The organism is Actinopolyspora alba, assembly GCF_900112765.1.
In the GTDB taxonomy this organism is placed as follows: Bacteria; Actinomycetota; Actinomycetes; order Mycobacteriales; family Pseudonocardiaceae; genus Actinopolyspora; species Actinopolyspora alba.
On sequence record NZ_FOMZ01000009.1, the window covers coordinates 1 to 16,537 of the forward strand.

15 protein-coding genes are annotated in these 16,537 nt (G+C 69.1%); 11 read left to right on the forward strand and 4 right to left on the reverse strand.

What is annotated here, in order from left to right; all coding sequences use genetic code 11:
* A partial coding sequence (locus tag BM150_RS14425; RefSeq protein WP_175496835.1) for a methionine adenosyltransferase domain-containing protein occupies positions 1-492 on the forward strand: 492 nt, incomplete at its 5' end.
* A gap of 70 nt (positions 493-562) precedes the next feature.
* On the opposite strand, the gene BM150_RS14430 is transcribed toward BM150_RS14425, so the two are convergent.
* Complete coding sequence (locus BM150_RS14430; protein ID WP_092927812.1) at positions 563-1,858, reverse strand: serine hydrolase domain-containing protein; 1,296 nt, start codon at positions 1,856-1,858, stop codon at positions 563-565.
* 525 nt (positions 1,859-2,383) lie between these two features.
* Complete coding sequence (locus BM150_RS14435; protein ID WP_092927813.1) at positions 2,384-2,839, reverse strand: tRNA (cytidine(34)-2'-O)-methyltransferase; 456 nt, start codon at positions 2,837-2,839, stop codon at positions 2,384-2,386.
* Between the two features lie 278 nt (positions 2,840-3,117).
* On the opposite strand from BM150_RS14435, the gene BM150_RS14440 reads away from it, so the two are divergent.
* Positions 3,118-5,169: a primosomal protein N' gene (locus BM150_RS14440; RefSeq protein WP_092928022.1), complete on the forward strand. Its 2,052-nt coding sequence runs from the start codon at positions 3,118-3,120 to the stop codon at positions 5,167-5,169.
* Positions 5,170-5,208: 39 nt separating this feature from the next.
* Here BM150_RS14440 and BM150_RS14445 read toward each other — a convergent pair whose 3' ends face one another.
* The gene (locus tag BM150_RS14445) at positions 5,209-6,300 is read right to left on the reverse strand and encodes a polysaccharide deacetylase family protein (RefSeq protein WP_175496836.1); all 1,092 of its coding nucleotides are present in this window, start codon (positions 6,298-6,300) and stop codon (positions 5,209-5,211) included.
* 185 nt (positions 6,301-6,485) lie between these two features.
* Here BM150_RS14445 and BM150_RS14450 point away from each other — a divergent pair, with 185 nt between their 5' ends.
* From BM150_RS14450 to BM150_RS14480, 7 genes are all read left to right on the forward strand, one after another.
* Positions 6,486-8,144: a putative glycoside hydrolase gene (locus BM150_RS14450; RefSeq protein WP_092927814.1), complete on the forward strand. Its 1,659-nt coding sequence runs from the start codon at positions 6,486-6,488 to the stop codon at positions 8,142-8,144.
* 206 nt (positions 8,145-8,350) lie between these two features.
* Entirely contained in the window at positions 8,351-8,941 is a 591-nt protein-coding gene (gene def, locus BM150_RS14455; protein ID WP_092927815.1) for a peptide deformylase, read from the forward strand.
* A gap of 2 nt (positions 8,942-8,943) precedes the next feature.
* Complete coding sequence (fmt, locus tag BM150_RS14460; protein WP_092927816.1) at positions 8,944-9,882, forward strand: methionyl-tRNA formyltransferase; 939 nt, start codon at positions 8,944-8,946, stop codon at positions 9,880-9,882.
* On the forward strand, positions 9,879-11,300 hold the full coding sequence (locus BM150_RS14465) for an RsmB/NOP family class I SAM-dependent RNA methyltransferase (protein ID WP_092927817.1): 1,422 nt from the start codon (positions 9,879-9,881) through the stop codon (positions 11,298-11,300). Before fmt ends, BM150_RS14465 begins: the two co-directional genes overlap by 4 nt.
* Positions 11,301-11,345: 45 nt before the next feature.
* Positions 11,346-11,762 (forward strand): OsmC family protein, encoded by a 417-nt coding sequence (locus BM150_RS14470; RefSeq protein ID WP_092927818.1) that lies wholly within the window; start codon positions 11,346-11,348, stop codon positions 11,760-11,762.
* Between the two features lie 143 nt (positions 11,763-11,905).
* Positions 11,906-12,367, forward strand: a complete 462-nt coding sequence (locus tag BM150_RS14475; protein WP_092927819.1) for a nucleoside deaminase — start codon at positions 11,906-11,908, stop codon at positions 12,365-12,367.
* Positions 12,368-12,627: 260 nt separating this feature from the next.
* The gene (locus BM150_RS14480) at positions 12,628-14,037 is read left to right on the forward strand and encodes an amino acid permease (protein WP_092928024.1); all 1,410 of its coding nucleotides are present in this window, start codon (positions 12,628-12,630) and stop codon (positions 14,035-14,037) included.
* A gap of 99 nt (positions 14,038-14,136) precedes the next feature.
* Here the strand turns inward: BM150_RS14480 and BM150_RS14485 are convergent, their stop codons facing one another.
* On the reverse strand, positions 14,137-14,625 hold the full coding sequence (locus BM150_RS14485; RefSeq protein WP_175496837.1) for a nitroreductase family deazaflavin-dependent oxidoreductase: 489 nt from the start codon (positions 14,623-14,625) through the stop codon (positions 14,137-14,139).
* A gap of 174 nt (positions 14,626-14,799) precedes the next feature.
* On the opposite strand from BM150_RS14485, the gene rpe reads away from it, so the two are divergent.
* Entirely contained in the window at positions 14,800-15,477 is a 678-nt protein-coding gene (rpe, locus tag BM150_RS14490) for a ribulose-phosphate 3-epimerase (protein ID WP_092927821.1), read from the forward strand.
* A complete protein-coding gene (ribD, locus tag BM150_RS14495; protein ID WP_092927822.1) occupies positions 15,474-16,514 on the forward strand; it encodes a bifunctional diaminohydroxyphosphoribosylaminopyrimidine deaminase/5-amino-6-(5-phosphoribosylamino)uracil reductase RibD in 1,041 nt (346 codons plus the stop codon). Before rpe ends, ribD begins: the two co-directional genes overlap by 4 nt.
* Positions 16,515-16,537 lie beyond the last annotated feature (23 nt).

A 16,537-nucleotide genomic window follows, 5' to 3' on the forward strand; every position in this document is an offset into this window, starting at 1 on the left:
CTGCTGGTGAATCCGACGGGTCGGTTCGTCACGGGTGGTCCGATGGGTGATTGTGGTCTGACGGGTCGCAAGATCATTGTGGATACCTACGGTGGTATGGCGCGGCACGGTGGTGGCGCGTTCTCGGGTAAGGACCCGTCGAAGGTGGACCGGTCGGCGGCGTATGCCACTCGGTGGGTGGCCAAGAACGCGGTGGCCGCGGGGTTGGCGAGCCGGATCGAGGTGCAGACGGCGTACGCGATCGGTAAGGCGGCTCCGGTGGGGCTGTTCGTGGAGACGTTCGGCACCGAGAACGTGGATCCGGTCAAGATTCAGGCCGCGATCAACGAGGTGTTCGATCTGCGTCCGGCGGCGATCATCCGGGATCTGGATCTGCTGCGGCCGATCTACGCGCCGACGGCGGCCTACGGGCACTTCGGGCGCACGGATGTGGACCTGCCCTGGGAACGCACCGATCGGGCCGAAGCTCTCCGCTCGTTGGCGGACCGGTGAGCGCTCGGCCCGGAACGGTGCTCTCCGCACCGAACCCGGTGGGGAGGAATTCCCGCTCGACTCGGTCCGGTCACCGGTTCAGTCGGTGAAGATCCGCGAGCAGCGCGACTTCCGAGCCGCTGGGGGATGCCGTGCTCGCGGTCTCGCTCGCACCGCAGACGGCGTTGACCTGCAGCGTGCCGAGCCGTCGGTCGATCGGATGGATCAGCGGCAGGCCGTTCTCGTCGAGCCGCTGGTACTTGGTCAGGTTCAGCCCGTAGCTGAGCTGCCGTTTCCCGTCCGCACTGTGCAGCGACAGCGTGGACATGCCCGGTACCGTGCCCTCGTGGCCCCACAACGTTGCGCACGCGGGCGTTTCGAACCGCATCAGCCCCAGGCCGTAGCGCAGCGTCGGACTGCTCGGAACCGCCACTGTCTCGCGCATCTCCGCGAGCACCGACTCGTCCAGCAGTTCACCACCAAGCAGCGCATCGTAGAACCGGTTCAGATCGGTGGGCGTCGAGATCATTGCTCCGGCCGTACGCAGCGCCGTGGGACTGTAGACACTGTACTCGCCACGCCGCTCCGGCTGGTGGTACAGCGCTTCGTACGCCTTGCTGTTCGGTCCCGGGATGAACGGGTTGAGGCGGGGAAAGTAGGTGTCCCGCAACCCGAGGGGTTGAATGATTTCGCGGGTGATGTAGCGCTCCGGCGACTGTCCGGTCACCTCGCGCAGCAGTTCACCGGCGATGATGTAGTTCGTGTTGGAGTAGGACCAGTTCTGTCCCGGCTCGTTGGCGGCGGGTCGGCCCAGTCCGGCCGTGATCAGTTCTTCCGGGCTGTGGTAGCGGAATCTGTTCCGCTCCAGATCGGCCAGCGATCCTCGGGTGAGTGAGTTGAAGATCACCGGAAAGTAGTCCGCGATACCGCTGGTGTGGTTCAGCAGCATTCGAACCGTGATCCGTTCACCCCGCTCTCCTGGAACGACTTCGGGCAGATACCGCCCGATGGGGGCGTCCAGTTCGACTCGCCCCGCCGATACCTGCCGCAGTACGGCGGTGGCGGTGAACGTTTTCGTGACGCTGCCGACCCGATGGCCGAAACCGGCTTCCAAGGGGCGATCGTTGTGGGTGTCGGCCACTCCCGCCGCACCGGTCCAGGTCCGCCCTTTCCGGCCAACCGCCGCCTGGATGCCGGGCATACCGGCCTCGTGCACGGCTTCGAGGTTTTCCCGGAGTTCCGCCGAACTCACCTCGGCGGCCTTGTTCGGCGAGTTGATCGGGGCCGCGTCCGCGGTCGCCACCGCGGGGAGACTGCCCGGTAGTGCCACCGTGGCTGCCAGTCCCACCGCGGTCAGTCCGCGTCGGAGTCCGCTGATTCCGTTCATAACGCTCCTCATCTGTGGGAGATCGTTCCCGATTGAAACCGATCTGCCACCCGTGCCGCAGCGTTATCACCGAATCACCTTCCGGATTACAGGATTCCGTGATTGGCGTAGCCGGTTTCGTGGCGGAACCTCGCGTGCGACTCTCGATGCGGGTGTCCCGACATCGGGTAGCGACCTACACGACGTCGGGGCCGTCCTCGCGAGAGTCGCACGCGAGAACCAGCGGCGGTGCCGATCGCGTAAGTAATCGGGGTTCGACTTGCGGGAGTGGTGGGGTTCGGCTCCGCGTCACAGCGGCGCGGCGATTTCGTGGGAAATCGACGGAGCTGTGGCCACGCCGCCTTCCTGGACCGTCAATTTCTCGTGAAATTGTCGCCGCCGAGACCGCCGTCGGGAAGCGACTTTGAGTGAGGCGCCGACTCACGGGTCGGCTCCGCAACCATGCTGTACACGCGACCAGTAACCCGATCGAGAGGTTCCGCCACCCGAACCCCGCGTCGGGCGCCCCGACGGAGTCCTGCTTTCCTAGGCGAAGCCCTGCTGCCGCCATGCCTCGTACACGGCCACCGCCGCCGAGTTGGCCAGGTTCATCGAGCGGATTCCCGGCACCATCGGGATGCGCGCGTGGATCGTTTCGGGGTCCGGGGCCGGCACCCCTTCGGGCAGGCCGACCGATTCGGGGCCGAACAGCAACACGTCGTCGGGGCGGTAGTCGATCGTCTCGTACGATCGCTCGGCCTGGACGGTGAACGCGATGATCCTCCTCGGCCGGATCGCCCGCCACGCGGATTCCAGGTCCGGATGCACTCGCAGCACTGCCTTGTCGTGGTAGTCCAGCCCGGCGCGTTTCAGGTCCGCGTCGGTGACCCGGAACCCCAGCGGTTCGATCAGGTGCAGTGCGCTGCCCGTGCCCGCGACCATTCGGATCGCGTTCCCGGTGTTTCCGGGAATCTCGGGGTGGTAGAAGACGACGTGGAACACTCGGCTTCCTTTCGGCCCGTAAGCGGGGTGAACCGTGGGAAGGGCGCACGGACGTCGACCGAAACGTTCGAACCGGCGCGGCCGTTCGCCCGTCAATACTAGAAGTGCCCCGGTGGCGAGCTTCGTTCGGTGGTCGAGGCTCGGAGGTGGGTGGGTTGACCCCCGCGTGGTTCCGAAGGGTCGCCGTGCGTGCTGCGAGGAGCACCTCCCGGGAACCGATAGAGTGGCTTGTCGGTCGGTAGCGGCGCCCCGCGACGGGCGCGTGTCGGGAGGTGGACGTGTCGGCAACCGGGGGTGAACGCGCCCGATCCAAGGGCGGTTCCGGCTCCGGAGCCCGTGGCCGGTCCACCGAGCCCGCCGCCCAACTTCCGGTCGCCCGGGTGCTGGTCGACGTGTCGCCGCATCATCTCGATCGGCCGTTCGACTACCTGGTGCCGAGCCGTTTCGACACCGACGCCGTGCCGGGCTGTCGGGTGCGCGTGCGGTTCAACGGCCGGTTGCTGGACGGTTTCCTGTTGGAACGGGTCGCCGAGTCGGACTACGCGGGCAGGTTGGCCTGGCTGCAGCGGGTCGTCTCGTCCGAGCCGGTGCTGATCGGGGAGCTGCTCGAACTGGTCCGCGCGGTCGCCCGGCGCTACGCGGGCACCCTGAACGACGTGGCTCGGTTGGCCGTGCCACCGCGACACGCCAGGGTGGAGAACGAAGCCGTCGCGGCCGGGCCGAGCGAGTCGCCGTCGCCGCCCGACAGCACCGCCTGGTCCCGGTACGGTCACGGCGCCGCGTTCCTGCGGGCGATACGGGAGGGGAGACCAGCTCGTGCCGTGTGGCAGTCACTGCCCGATGAGGACTGGTCGACCAGACTGGCGGAACTCGCCGCCGCGGCGGCTTCCGAAGGGCGCTCGGCGATCCTGGTGGTGCCCGATCACCGCGATCTGACCCGGCTGACGAAGTCCTGTGCCGCCTTGCTGGGTGACCGGCGCGTGGTCTCACTGTCCTCCGAACTGGGGCAGGCCGAGCGCTACCGCCGCTGGCTGGCCGTGCGGCGCGGTGACGTGCGGATCGTGGTGGGCACCCGCGCGGCGATGTTCGCACCGGTGGTGCCCCCGCTGGGGCTGGTGGTCGTCTGGGACGACGGCGACGACCAGCATCTCTACCCGACCGCGCCCTATCCGCACGTCCGGGACGTGTTGACCCATCGCGCCCATTCGTCAGGGGCAGCGCTGCTGATCGGCGGCTTCGCGCGCACGGCGGAGGCGGAGATGCTGGTCGAGTCCGGCTGGGCGGGCGAGATAGTAGCGGGGCGGACCGAGGTGCGCTCCGCCGCGCCCCGGGTGACCGCCATCGGCGAGGACGACGCGCAACTCGCCAGGGACCCCACCATCCGCTCCGCGCGGCTTCCCTCGATCGCCTTCCAGGCCGCCAGGCAGGCGTTGCGGGAGGGCACCCCGGTGCTGGTGCAGGTACCGCGGCGGGGATACATGCCCGCGCTGGGCTGTGCCAGGTGCGGCGAACGAGCCACGTGCCGGAAGTGCGCCGGACCGCTGGCGGTCCCCGTCGGGGCGGGCGATACCGCGCGACCGCCCTCCTGCCGTTGGTGCGGAGCGATCGAGCATGCTTTTCGGTGTGCGAACTGCGGAACCGACCGGCTGCGCGCCATCGTGATCGGTGCGGCCCGTACCGCGGAGGAGCTGGGGAAGGCTTTCGGTGGGGTGACCGTGCGGACCTCGGGTGGTAACGAGGTGCTGGATCGTGTTCCCGATGCTCCCGCGCTGGTGGTAGCCACCCCCGGGGTCGAGCCGGTGGCGGCGGGTGGCTACGGCGCGGCGCTGCTGCTGGACGCGCGAGCCATGCTGTCCCGTCCCGAGCTGCGAGCGGTTGAGCAGGCACTTCGCCGTTGGTTCGCCGCCGCGACCCTGGTACGTCCCTCGGACCGCGGCGGACGTGTGGTGGTACTGGCCGAATCCGAGCTCCCGCCGGTGCAGGCCCTGGTGCGCTGGGATCCTTCCTGGTACGCCGCGCGGGAACTCGCCGGGCGCGCCGAACTCGGCTATCCGCCCGCCAAGCGGGTGGCCTCCGTGGACGGTTCTCCGGAAGCGGTCAACGAGCTGCTCGACTGTGTCGAGCTGCCCGGCAGTGGCGAGATCCTGGGGCCGGTGCCGTTGGGTGAGGTCGACGCGGAGGGGGAGTCCGAACGCGAGCGGGCCCTGCTGCGGGTCGATCGCGCGCACGGCAGGCTGCTGGCCGACGCGCTGTACGAGGCACAGGTGAGACGGGGACGCGGGGGCAATGGCCCCGTACGGGTGCAGTTGGATCCGCTCGAACCGATCTGACGTGGGGTTTCGGCGGTCGGGTGGGGGATCGTGGTCGCTTCACTCGCGTGGTCGGTAGCTCTCGGCGCGCTCGGCGTACCGCTTCGCCGGTTTCCGGGAGCTGTCCGAGGGGTAGGAGATCACGTCGGGATCACCGTCGGAGGTGTAGCGCGCGGCGGGGTTGGCCGCGAGTTTGTCCAACCACACCGTCGAGCCGAACTTCGCGGACTCACCGCTGCCGCCCTGCGAGCGGATCCGGGGAACGTTGAGCGGGTCGAAACGCCGCGTGAACGGTGCCGGGGCGGGCCTGGCGCCGACCAGCAGCACCGCGTCGTGCTCGTACCGGACGCCTTCGGACTCACCGGAGCGGGCCAGCTCTTCCCGGTCGGGGTGTACCCCGTGCGGTAACGCGATGGTGCTGACCTCCGCGTCGGGCACCGCCTCGGTGATCCGCCGCCGCAGTCCGGCGATCTGGTGCCGCACCTCGGACGGTGACTCCGATGAGAGCGTGGGGTGATCCAGCGTGTGGTTGCCCAACTCGAAACCGTGTTCGTGCAACCAGCGCAGGCTCCGCGCGACGTCGTTGCCGCCGAAGGGCGGAGTGGTGATGTAGAACGAGGCGGTGGCTCGGAAACCGGGGTGCTGTGCGGCCACTTCGCGCATGATGGCCACGGCGGTGTTCGCCGCGGGTTCTCCCGAGGAATCGAGCCGGAACTGGCTGGTCGAGGCGTCGTCGAAGGTCAGCACGACCGGATGGGTTCCCGCCGGTGTGTCGATCCGGCCCGCGGCGTAGTCGGCCGCGGTGATCGGGACGTAGTTCTCCTCGGCCAGCCGCCGCAGTTCGGCCCGGAACTCTTCGGGGGTGCGGTCGTAGACGCTTTTCGGCTCGGGCGTGATCCGGTGATACATCAGGATGGGAATCCTCCCCAGCTCGTTGGCTCCCACCTCGGCGGGCGAGGGCGGCTTCGAGCTGGGCGCCGCACTCGACGAGGCGGCCGGTGTGGACGCGGTGGTTCCTCCGTCCGTGCTGGATGAAGCTTGCGAGGAGTCACCGGAGGCGCAGCCGCTCGCGGCCAGCAGTCCGAGCGCGACGGTCGAGACGAGCAGCGCACGCAGTCGGTTGGACACCAGATGTCTGGATGACAAGCCCATGCCGTTTAATTCCCTCGTAAGTGCCATAGATTTCACACTGTAGAGAAAGGCAGGCCGGTTTTGGTTACTCCATGCCGGTCATTGCTCGAACCGGTATTACCTGCCACCGTGAATCACGACGTTTTGCCGCGATCTGCGAGCGGCACCGCGTCGGCCTACCGTGGTGGATCAGATGAGGTGACACGATGGTTGATCCGACGCCAGAAGACAGCGAAGAGACCGAGAACTCCGACGCCGGGAACCACGACGAGGATCCGCGATCCGACTCCGCCAAGGGGCGTGGCAGGCGGGCGTCCTGGATGAAGATCGCACTGACCGTGGGTGGATTGCTGCTCGTGGTCGGCGGTATCTGGATGGCGAACCTGCTCACCATGCAACGGCCCGAAGTGCGTGGACTGTCCGACCACCCGCTCACCCCGGCGGCGGTCGCCGACGGCGCGATCCGGGTGGAAACCGACTCCCCGGACGAGGTGACGGCCGATGTGGACGGAAAATCCGTCTCCGTCCGAGTGCGGGACGGTGCGGCTGTGCTGCGACCGGGTGAGTTGACCGAGGGGGCCCACCGGTTACGGGTGGAAGTTCCCTCCGGAGCGCTGCCCTGGAGCAGGACGCTGCGCGAGGACTTCGAAGTGGACGCCACCCCTCCCGAGATCCTGGTGCCGGAGAAGGTCAGCAGTGAGTCCTTTTCGGATCCGGTTGTCGTTTCCGGTAAGGCGAGCGGCGCCTCTCGGGTCACCGTCGCCGGGGAACGGGTCTCACTCGACGGTTCCGGAAAATTCAGTCGCGAACTCGGCGAAGCCACGTCGAGCGTGACCGTGAAAGCGACCGACCGGGCGGGCAACACCTCCTCGACGGAGGTCAGGATCGAGGTGGACCACCCCGGTATGCGTGCGGTGCACATGACCGGCCTGGCCTGGTCCAGTGACCAACTCCGCGAGCCGGTGCTGCGGATGGCCCGCAAGGGGCTCATCGACACCGTGGAACTGGACATAAAGGACGAGAGCGGGGAGATCCAGTACGACTCCGAGGTGCCGCTGGCCGAGCGGATCGGCGCCGACAAGGGCTACTTCGATGCCCGCGAGGCCATAGACCAGCTGCACGGCATGGGCGTGCGAGTGGTCGGCAGGCTGGTGGCATTCAAGGATCCCGTCCTCGCCGAGTCCTCCTGGAAGTCCGGCAACCGCGACCGGGTCGTCCGCACCGCGGCGGGAGGCCCCTACAACGGTGGTTACGGTGATTACTCGTTCACCAATTTCGCGAATCCCGCGGTGCGCGACTACAACATCGACATCGCCGTCGAAGCGGCCCGGATCGGATTCGACGATATTCTTTACGACTACGTGCGCAGGCCGGACGGCGATCGCGGCGGAATGCGTTTCGCCGGGTTGGAAAAAACGCCCTCGGAAAGCATCGCCGGATTTCTGCGAGAGTCCCGCCAGCGGCTGCGCGAACACGACGCCTACCTCGGTGCCTCGGTGTTCGGGATTACCGTGACCAGGCCGGAGTCGGTGGGGCAGAACATTCCGAAGATCGCGGAACACGTCGATTACGTGTCCCCGATGATCTATCCATCGCACTGGGGTCCGGGTGAGTACGATGTCGCCGATCCCAACAACGAACCCTACAAAATCGTGAACCGCTCGTTGCGGGACTGGCTCGGGACCACCAAGGGAACCGGATCCCAGGTGATTCCCTGGCTGCAGGACTTCAGCCTCGGGGTGCACTACGGTCCCGGGAAGGTGTCGGCCCAGATTGATGCCACCAAGAACAACGGCATCGATTCCTTCCTGCTGTGGTCGCCGACCTGTGACTACACCGCGGCTGCCCTTTCGGCCGGTCCCTGATCCGGGGGTTCGGGAGCTGTGAGCACCCGAGCCGGCAGGAGCCCGGGAAGGATGCCCGGAACGACGCGGTGCTCGCTACCTCGGGGCCGTCCGGGCGTGCCGAGGGCCGAGTACGGCTCCGGAAGCACCCGGACGGTTCGGCCCCGTCGAACTCGACGGGTGGCCGTTAGACTGGACCCGGCATCCCACGACCCTGGAGAGCACGTGTGAGCGTCCGGCCGATCCGGCTGTTCGGGGACCCCGTGCTGCGCGGTGGTTCCGCCGAGGTCGTCGACTTCGACAGCGGGCTTCGTGCGCTCGTGCGCGATCTCTGGGACACGATGGAGAGCCACGGTGGTGCCGGGCTGGCCGCCCCGCAACTGGGCGAACCGGTTCGGGTGTTCGCCTATCACTGCGCCGGTTACGCCGGGCATCTGGTGAACCCCTCGCTGCGTCCGCTCGACGAACGGCCGCAAGTGGGGCCCGAGGGGTGTCTGTCCGTCCCGGAGGTCGATCGACTGTGCCCGCGGCACCGCACCGTGCTCGTCCGGGGCTGGAACATGCACGGCGAACCCGTCGAAGTCGTCGGTTCGGACCTGCTGGCACGTTGTCTGCAGCACGAGACCGATCATCTCGACGGGTTGGTCTTCCTCGACCGACTCGACGAAAGTTCCGGCGGCCCGCCCCAGCACGAACCGGCCCGACACGGATCGGCCCAGCACGATCAGACTCGGAACGACCGGGGAGACCGCTCGTCCGGTCGCGTCCGGCCGACGACGGAGCAGGACCCCTACTCGTCCTTCGGAGGATCACACTAGACATGCGCGTGGTATTCGCGGGCACTCCCGAACCAGCCGTGCCCGCACTTCGCCGACTGCTCGACTCGCGCCACGAGGTCGTGGCGGTGGTCACCAGACCCGACGCTCCCGCCGGACGCGGACGTAGGCTGGTCCCCTCACCGGTGCGCGAGTGCGCCGAGCGGCACGGTATCGAGGTGCTGACGCCGTCGCGGGCCTCGGACCCGGAGTTCCTGCGGCGGTTGTCCGAACTGGAGCCCGACTGCTGCCCGGTGGTGGCCTACGGGGCGCTGCTGCGGCAGGAGGCCCTCGACATCCCCCGGCACGGCTGGATCAACCTGCACTTCTCGCTGCTGCCCGCCTGGCGCGGCGCGGCGCCGGTGCCAGCCTCGATCAGGTACGGCGATGACGTCACCGGTGCCAGCACGTTCCGGATCGTGCCCGAGCTCGACGCCGGACCGGTGTTCGGCGTGGTCACCGAGGGGGTCGGTTCCGACGACACCGCCGGTTCGCTGCTCGACAGGTTGGCCGTGTCCGGCGCCGAGCTGCTCGTGGCGACCCTCGACGCCGTCGAGGACGGAACCGCGCACGCCGAACCGCAACCGGCCGACGGGATCACCTACGCTCCCAAGATCACTTCCGAACAGTCCAAGGTCGATTTCGGGATGCCCGCCCAGGCCGTGGACCGGGTGATCCGCTCGGTGACCCCCGAACCGGGGGCCTGGGCCTGGCTGGCGGAACACCGGCTCAAACTGGGACCGGTTACCGTGGTCGGGGCCGACTCCCCGGAACTGCGTGCGCTGCGACCGGGCGAGCTCCTCGTAGAGCGAAAGCGAGTGCTGGTGGGCACAGCCACCGACCCCGTCCGGCTCGGTGAGGTGCAGGCCATCGGCAAGAAGCGCATGCCCGCCACCGACTGGGCACGCGGTGTGCATATCGAACAAGGAACCGTGCTGAAGTGAACCGCAAGCGTCCTGGCGCCAACTCCCGCCCGAAGAACTCCCGGCCGCCGAACCGGCGCGCGGAGCGGGCGAAACCGCCGACCGACGATCCCGCCCGCACGGCGGCGCTGGAGACACTGCGCGCCGTGCGGGAACGTGACGCCTACGCCAACCTCGTGCTGCCCGGGCTGTTACGGCAGTACCGGGTCAGCGGCAGGGACGCGGGACTGGCCACCGAACTCGCCTACGGCTCGGCCAGGGCGCGGGGGCTGCTGGACGCGGTCATCGCCGAGTGCAGCGATCGCGCGCTGGACGAAGTGGATCCGCTGTTGTTGGACGCCCTCCGGCTCGGCACTTACCAGATGCTGCGTACCCGTATCCCCGGTCACGCGGCCGTCGCGTCGACGGTCGACCTGGTGCGCGGCAATCGCGGTTCCAGACTGGCAGGTTTCGCCAACGCGGTGCTGCGTCGGGTCGGGGAGCGCACGGAGTCGGAGTGGGTCGAACTGCTGGCTCCGGACGTGGAGTCCGATCCCGTGGGCCACACGGCGTTCCGCAACGCCCATCCCCGCTGGATCGCGCAGGCGTTCGCCGAGGCGCTGGACGACACCGGTGCGGAACTCGACGCCGCGTTGGCCGCCGACGACGCCCGCCCGGCCGTGCACCTGACGGCGCGACCCGGCGAGATCAGCGCGGACGAGCTGGCCGCGATCACCGGCGGTGATCCCGCGCCCTACTCGTCCTACGGCGTCCACCTCGAAGCCGGTGCGGGCGATCCCGGGGAACTGGAGCCCGTCCAGGAGGGCTTCGCCGCGGTGCAGGACGAGGGCAGTCAGCTCGCGACGTTGGCGCTGACCGGTGTCGAACTGGACGGCCGGGACACCCGGTGGCTGGATCTTTGTGCCGGTCCCGGTGGCAAGGCGAACCTGCTGGGGGCGCTGGTCACCTTGGACGGTGGAGCGCTCGACGCGGTCGAGCAGGCCGAGCACCGTGCCGAACTCGTCAGATCGGCCACGCGGGGGCTGTCGGTGAACGTGCGCGTCGCTGACGGGCGTGCTCCCGGTCTGTCCGGAACCTACGACCGGGTCCTGGTGGACGCGCCCTGCACCGGGCTGGGGGCGCTGCGGCGCAGGCCCGAGGCACGTTGGCGCAGACAGCCCGAGGACGTCACCGATCTCGTGCGGTTGCAGCGCGAACTGCTGTCCGCCGCGGTGCGCCTTACCAGGTCCGGTGGGGTGGTGGCCTACGTCGTCTGCTCCCCGCATCCGGCGGAGACGACCGGTGTTGTCTCCGAGGTGGTCGCCGAAACCGGTGTGCGACAACTGGACGCCAGGCCGTTCTTTCCCGAGGTCCCCTCGCTGGGCGACGGGCCGTCCGTGCAATTGTGGCCGCACCGGCACGGCACGGACGCGATGTTCTGCGCGCTGTTGCGGGTCTGACCGCGGCTCGTTTTCGCAGCCGAGCAACCGCTACGGAAGGTGGTTATGTCCTCCAATCCCGTCGAGGTCACCCGAACAGGGGCGTCCACGTTCACCGCGAGCAACGGTCGCGGCGGCACGGTCGAGATCGCTGCCGGTGGTATGCCGGACGCGTTCACGCCGGGGGAGCTGTTGTTGGCCGCCATCGCCGGGTGCGCCCAACTAACCGGGCAGAACCTGCTGGTGCGGCGACTCGGTGACGACGCGCCGATCACCGCCCGGGCGGAGCGCACGGTCGACGACCAGGATCCCGCGACCTTCGAGTCGGTGGGGGTCTCCTTCGAGGTGGATCTGTCGGCGATCACGGACGAGGCAGAGCGGACGAAACTGGTCGAAGCCGTGCGACGCGCCATCGGACGTCACTGCACGGTCAGTCGCAGTGTCGAGCGCGGTACTCCGATAACCTTCACGTTGCCGAGCTGACCAGTCGTGTGCTGACCGGTGGGCGAGCTGAGCCGCTGCCGTTCCGGCCGTCGATCGCTCCACCGGCCTGGATACGGTTGGTGCGCCGGTGTGGTCCCGGCGGGGACGACGTTCTTACCCGGGTGCGGAGCGGAAGACGGGCGATGGAGTCAGTGACGAGGTTGGAAGAGTACCGGAGCTGGTTGGCCGCCGCCGTGGAGCAGGCCCGTACCGGTGAGGCGGCGGGTGGCATACCGATCGGTGCGGTGCTGGTCGGCGAGCGAGGCGACGTCCTGGGGCGTGGCCACAACCGGCGGGTGCAGGACGGTGACCCCACCGCCCACGCGGAGACCACGGCCTTTCGAGCGGCGGGCAGGTACCGGGGGTACGGCGCCACGACGATGGTGACCACCCTCTCGCCCTGCTGGTTCTGCAGTGGGCTGGTGCGGCAGTTCGGGATCGGCCGGGTCGTCATCGGCGAGGCGCGCAACTTCTACGGTGGGCACGAGTGGTTGGCCGAGTGCGGCGTCGAGGTCATCCTGCTCGACGACGCCGAGTGCGTGCGCATGATGGCCGATTTCGTCGAACGGTCCCCGCGGCTGTGGTACGAGGACGTGGGCAGCTGAGGTCCCACCGAAATCGGGGGCCCACCGAAATCCCTTCCAGCCCGGCGATTTCGCGAGAAATTGACGGCTCCTCGGGGGTGTACGTGGCTCCAGCCCCGCCCCCGTCGCGGCGATTTCGCGAGAGATCGACGCTCGGACCCCGTGACGCCGACCCCGAACGGGCGAGCCGCATCCAACCGGCGGAACCGTTCGTCCGCTCCCTGCCTTAGATTGTGGACCGTTTGTTCCGCGGTTTCCGGACGATACGGGAGGAAAACGGAGTGCGGCAGCGAGCCGACGAGACCGAGACCGGGTTACGCAGGGATCTCAGCAGCCGACAGGTCGGGATGATCGCCGTTGGGGGAGCGATCGGTACCGGCCTGTTCCTCGGCTCAGGGCTGGCGATCTCCATAGCGGGTCCTGCCGTGCTGATCGCCTACGTGGTGGCCGCGCTGGCCGCGCTGGCGCTGGCCTACGCGCTGGCCGAGATGATGGTGGTACATCCCGAGGCCGGTGGTTTCGGAGCCATCGCGCACCGCTACCTCGGTGGAATGGCCGGATTCGTGCAGCGGTGGATCTACTGGGCCGCGCAGGTGGTCAACATCGGCAGCGAGGTCGTCGCGGCCGGGATCTACTTCCGGTTCTGGTACCCGGAGGTGCCGCTGTGGCTGCCGGTCGTCGCCTTCTCCGTGATCATGCTCGTGGTCAACGCGGCGGCCGTGCGCTACTTCGGCGAGTTCGAGTACTGGTTCGCCATGATCAAGGTGGTCACGATCGTGGTGTTCATCCTGCTCGGCGCCGTCTACATCGTTTTCGGCCTGCCGGGTGAGCCAGCCACCGGTGTGGGCGCGCTCACCGCGCACGGTGGGTTCCTGCCCAACGGCATCGGTGCGGTGTGGCTGGCGTTGACCGTGGTCACCTTCTCCTACCTGGGGACAGAGGCCGTCTCGGTGACCGCCTCCGAATCGCGCGATCCCACCCGCGACGTCCCCCGGGCCGCCCGGGGCATGGTGCTGCGGCTCGCGCTGTTCTACGTGCTCGGCATGCTCGTGATCGTGTCCATCCTGCCGTGGAACAGCGCCTCCGGCGGTGACGAGCTGACGCAGAGCCCGTTCGTGCGGCTGTTCGAGATCGCCGGGGTGCCCGCCGCGGCGGGCGTGATGAACTTCGTCATCCTCACGGCGGCATTGTCGGCGATGAACACGAATCTCTACGTCACCGCCCGCATGACCTACTCGCTGGCCCGCGACGGCTACGCGCCCCGGTGGTTCGCCGGACTCAGCAGCCAGGGCACACCCCGTCGGGCGCTGCTGCTCTCGGCGGTCGGGCTGGCGCTGGCCGCCGCGGTCTCGGCGTTCGCGCCGAGTTCGGCGTTTCCGGTGCTGCTGGGCATCGCGCTGTTCGGCGCGCTGCTGACCTGGCTGATCATCTTCGCCAGCCAGCTAGCCTTCCGCCGCAAACGTGCCGCGGCAGGCCTGCCGAGTTCGCCGGTGCGGCTGCCCGGAGCCCCGGTCACCACCGTGCTCGCCATGCTCTTCGTGCTCGCGGTGCTGCTGACGACACCGTTCACCGCCCAGTTCGGCATGGCCTGGAAGGCCGGACTGCCCTTCGTGGCGTTGTTGTTGCTGGCCTACTGGCTGATCCGGCGCCGGGAGAGCCGCCGAACCACCGAACAACGCGTGGACGTCTGACCCCAGGGGGGCTCGCCCGGCTCGCTCGGGCCGAGCGAGCCGACCCGGAACACCGGATCGCGAGCGGACTTCGTGACACCGGCGGTGCGACGCGGTGGTTCAGACCGAGCCGCTGTGGTCGCGCGGGGTGAACGAGATCGCGGGCAGTGTCCGCGCCAGTTCCGCGCGGCCTTCCTCGCTCAGCAGCGGCCAACCGGTCACCCTCGCCAGCACCCGCGCCACGTGGGGATGTCTGCGCACGTAACCGGCCAGCAGATCGGCGGTTTCGGACTCGTCGAGCACGCGTTGCCGCGGATACCGGTAGTGCTGCCTGCCGACCCGGATCTCCACGGCCGGTGACCTGGTGATGTTGCGGTACCACTGGGACTTGTCACCCCAGCCGGAGACCACCACCACCTCACCGGAGTCCGGCCGGTACCGCACGACCTCGAGCACGGTCTCCCGCAGCACCCCGGTCTCGCGGCCGCGGTGGACCAGATACAGGAACCGGTGACCGAGCAGCCAGCCGAGATCCCTGCGATACAGCCGGATCGGAGCACGCAGCACCCCGCGCAGCAGCCCACCCGGGCCGTGTTGTGTGATCGGCACTTCCCGCCTCCGTCCGTTCGGTTTCGCGCGCCTGGAACGTTCCGCCGTGCCTCGGAGGACCGTGCGTCCACCGGGACGCTCGGTGGCCCTCCGCCGCACCGTCGGCACCTCCCGCCGGGGAGCGCCGCCCTCGCCGTCCCCGAGGGCTATCATCCGATTGTGTCGAACCAGCCCATGATCGCGCCGTCAATCCTGTCCGCGGACTTCGCAAGGCTCTCCGACGAGATGGCCGCCGTCGGCGGTCCCGGTCGCGGGGCCGACTGGCTGCACGTCGACGTTATGGACGCGCACTTCGTTCCCAACCTCACACTCGGCCTGCCGGTTGTCGAGTCGCTGCTGCGCAGTACCGACACCCCGCTCGACTGCCACCTCATGATCGACGCCCCCGATCGCTGGGCACCCGGTTACGCCGAAGCCGGTGCGCACAACGTCACCGTGCACGCCGAAGCAGCCGAGGACCCGGTGGCGCTGGCCAAGAACCTTCGTGCCGCCGGTGCCAACGCCGGGCTGTCCGTCAAACCCGACACCCCGCTGGAGCCCTACACCGACGTGCTCAAACACTACGACACGTTGCTGGTGATGTCGGTGGAACCGGGATTCGGCGGCCAGAAGTTCATCGAGCGGGTGCTCGAGAAGGTCCGCGCGGCGCGCCGCATGGTCGACACCGGCCACCTCAATCTGCTCGTCGAGATCGACGGCGGCATCAACAGCGACACGATCGAACAGGCAGCCGAGGCGGGCGTGGACTGCTTCGTGGCCGGTTCGGCCGTCTATGGGGCCGAGGATCCCGCCCGCGCGGTCGAGGGGCTGCGTGCTCGGGCGCTGGACGCCTCCGCGCACGGTTCCGCATGAGCGGTTCGGACTGGTCCCGTGACCCGGTGGTCCTCGACGCCATGCGTCGGGCCGCCGAGCTCGGGCAACGCGTACTCGGTAGCACCAGCCCCAACCCCGCGGTGGGCTGCGTGGTGCTGGACCGCCACGGGCACGTCGCCGGAACCGGGGCGACTCGCCCCGCCGGTCGGGAGCACGCCGAGGTCCTGGCGCTGCGAGAGGCCGGCGAGGCGGCCGTGGGCGGTACGGCCGTGGTCACGCTGGAGCCGTGCGCCCACACCGGCAGGACCGGGGCCTGCGCTGTGGCGCTGCGGGACGCGGGCGTCGCCAGGGTGGCCTACGCGGTGGCCGATCCCAACCCGGCCGCTTCCGGTGGTGCCGCCCTGCTCCGCGAGGCCGGGGTGGACGTCGTCGGCGGCATCGACGAGCAGGAGGTCGCCACCGGGGCGCTGCGCCCCTGGCTGCACGCCACGCGAACCGGACTTCCCCACGTGACCTGGAAGTACGCCGCGAGTCTCGACGGTCGTTCGGCCGCTTCCGACGGCACGAGCCAGTGGATAAGCTCCGAGCCCTCGCGCGCCGAGGTGCATCGCATCCGGGCACACCGCGACGCCGTGCTCGTCGGTACCGGCACCGTGTTGGCCGATGATCCCCGGTTGACCGCCAGGGACGAGCGTGGTGCCGCGCTGCCGGAACAACCGCTGCGGGTGGTCGTGGGGGATCGCGATCTCCCGGAATCGGCCAAGGTGTTCGACGACTCCGCTCCCACGGTCCGGCTCGCCGGTGGCGATCCGGACCGCGTGCTGCGCTCACTGGCCGAGCGGGGAGTGACGGCGGTACTGCTGGAGGGCGGTCCGACCCTGGCGGGGGCGTTCCTGGAGGCCGGACGGATCGACCTCGTGGAGGCCTTCGTGGCGCCGGCCCTGCTCGGTTCGGGCAGCGCCGCGCTCGGGGACGCGGGAGTGGTGAGTATCTCGCAGGCGTGGCGCTTTCACTTCGAACGGGTCAGGATGTGCGGGCGGGACGTGTGGATCAGCGCTGTTCCGTCCGAGGGCTAAAGTGGGGGCAGCGACCGCGGTTC

Excerpts from the sequence above, each read along its gene's own strand:
- BM150_RS14430 (WP_092927812.1), bottom strand. The coding sequence starts at position 1,858 with ATGAACGGAATCAGCGGACTCCGACGCGGACTGACCGCGGTGGGACTG.
- BM150_RS14445 (WP_175496836.1), bottom strand. The coding sequence starts at position 6,300 with ATGGGCTTGTCATCCAGACATCTGGTGTCCAACCGACTGCGTGCGCTG.
- BM150_RS14450 (WP_092927814.1), top strand. The coding sequence starts at position 6,486 with ATGGTTGATCCGACGCCAGAAGACAGCGAAGAGACCGAGAACTCCGAC.
- fmt (WP_092927816.1), top strand. The coding sequence starts at position 8,944 with ATGCGCGTGGTATTCGCGGGCACTCCCGAACCAGCCGTGCCCGCACTT.
- BM150_RS14470 (WP_092927818.1), top strand. The coding sequence starts at position 11,346 with ATGTCCTCCAATCCCGTCGAGGTCACCCGAACAGGGGCGTCCACGTTC.
- BM150_RS14475 (WP_092927819.1), top strand. The coding sequence starts at position 11,906 with ATGGAGTCAGTGACGAGGTTGGAAGAGTACCGGAGCTGGTTGGCCGCC.
- rpe (WP_092927821.1), top strand. The coding sequence starts at position 14,800 with ATGATCGCGCCGTCAATCCTGTCCGCGGACTTCGCAAGGCTCTCCGAC.
- ribD (WP_092927822.1), top strand. The coding sequence starts at position 15,474 with ATGAGCGGTTCGGACTGGTCCCGTGACCCGGTGGTCCTCGACGCCATG.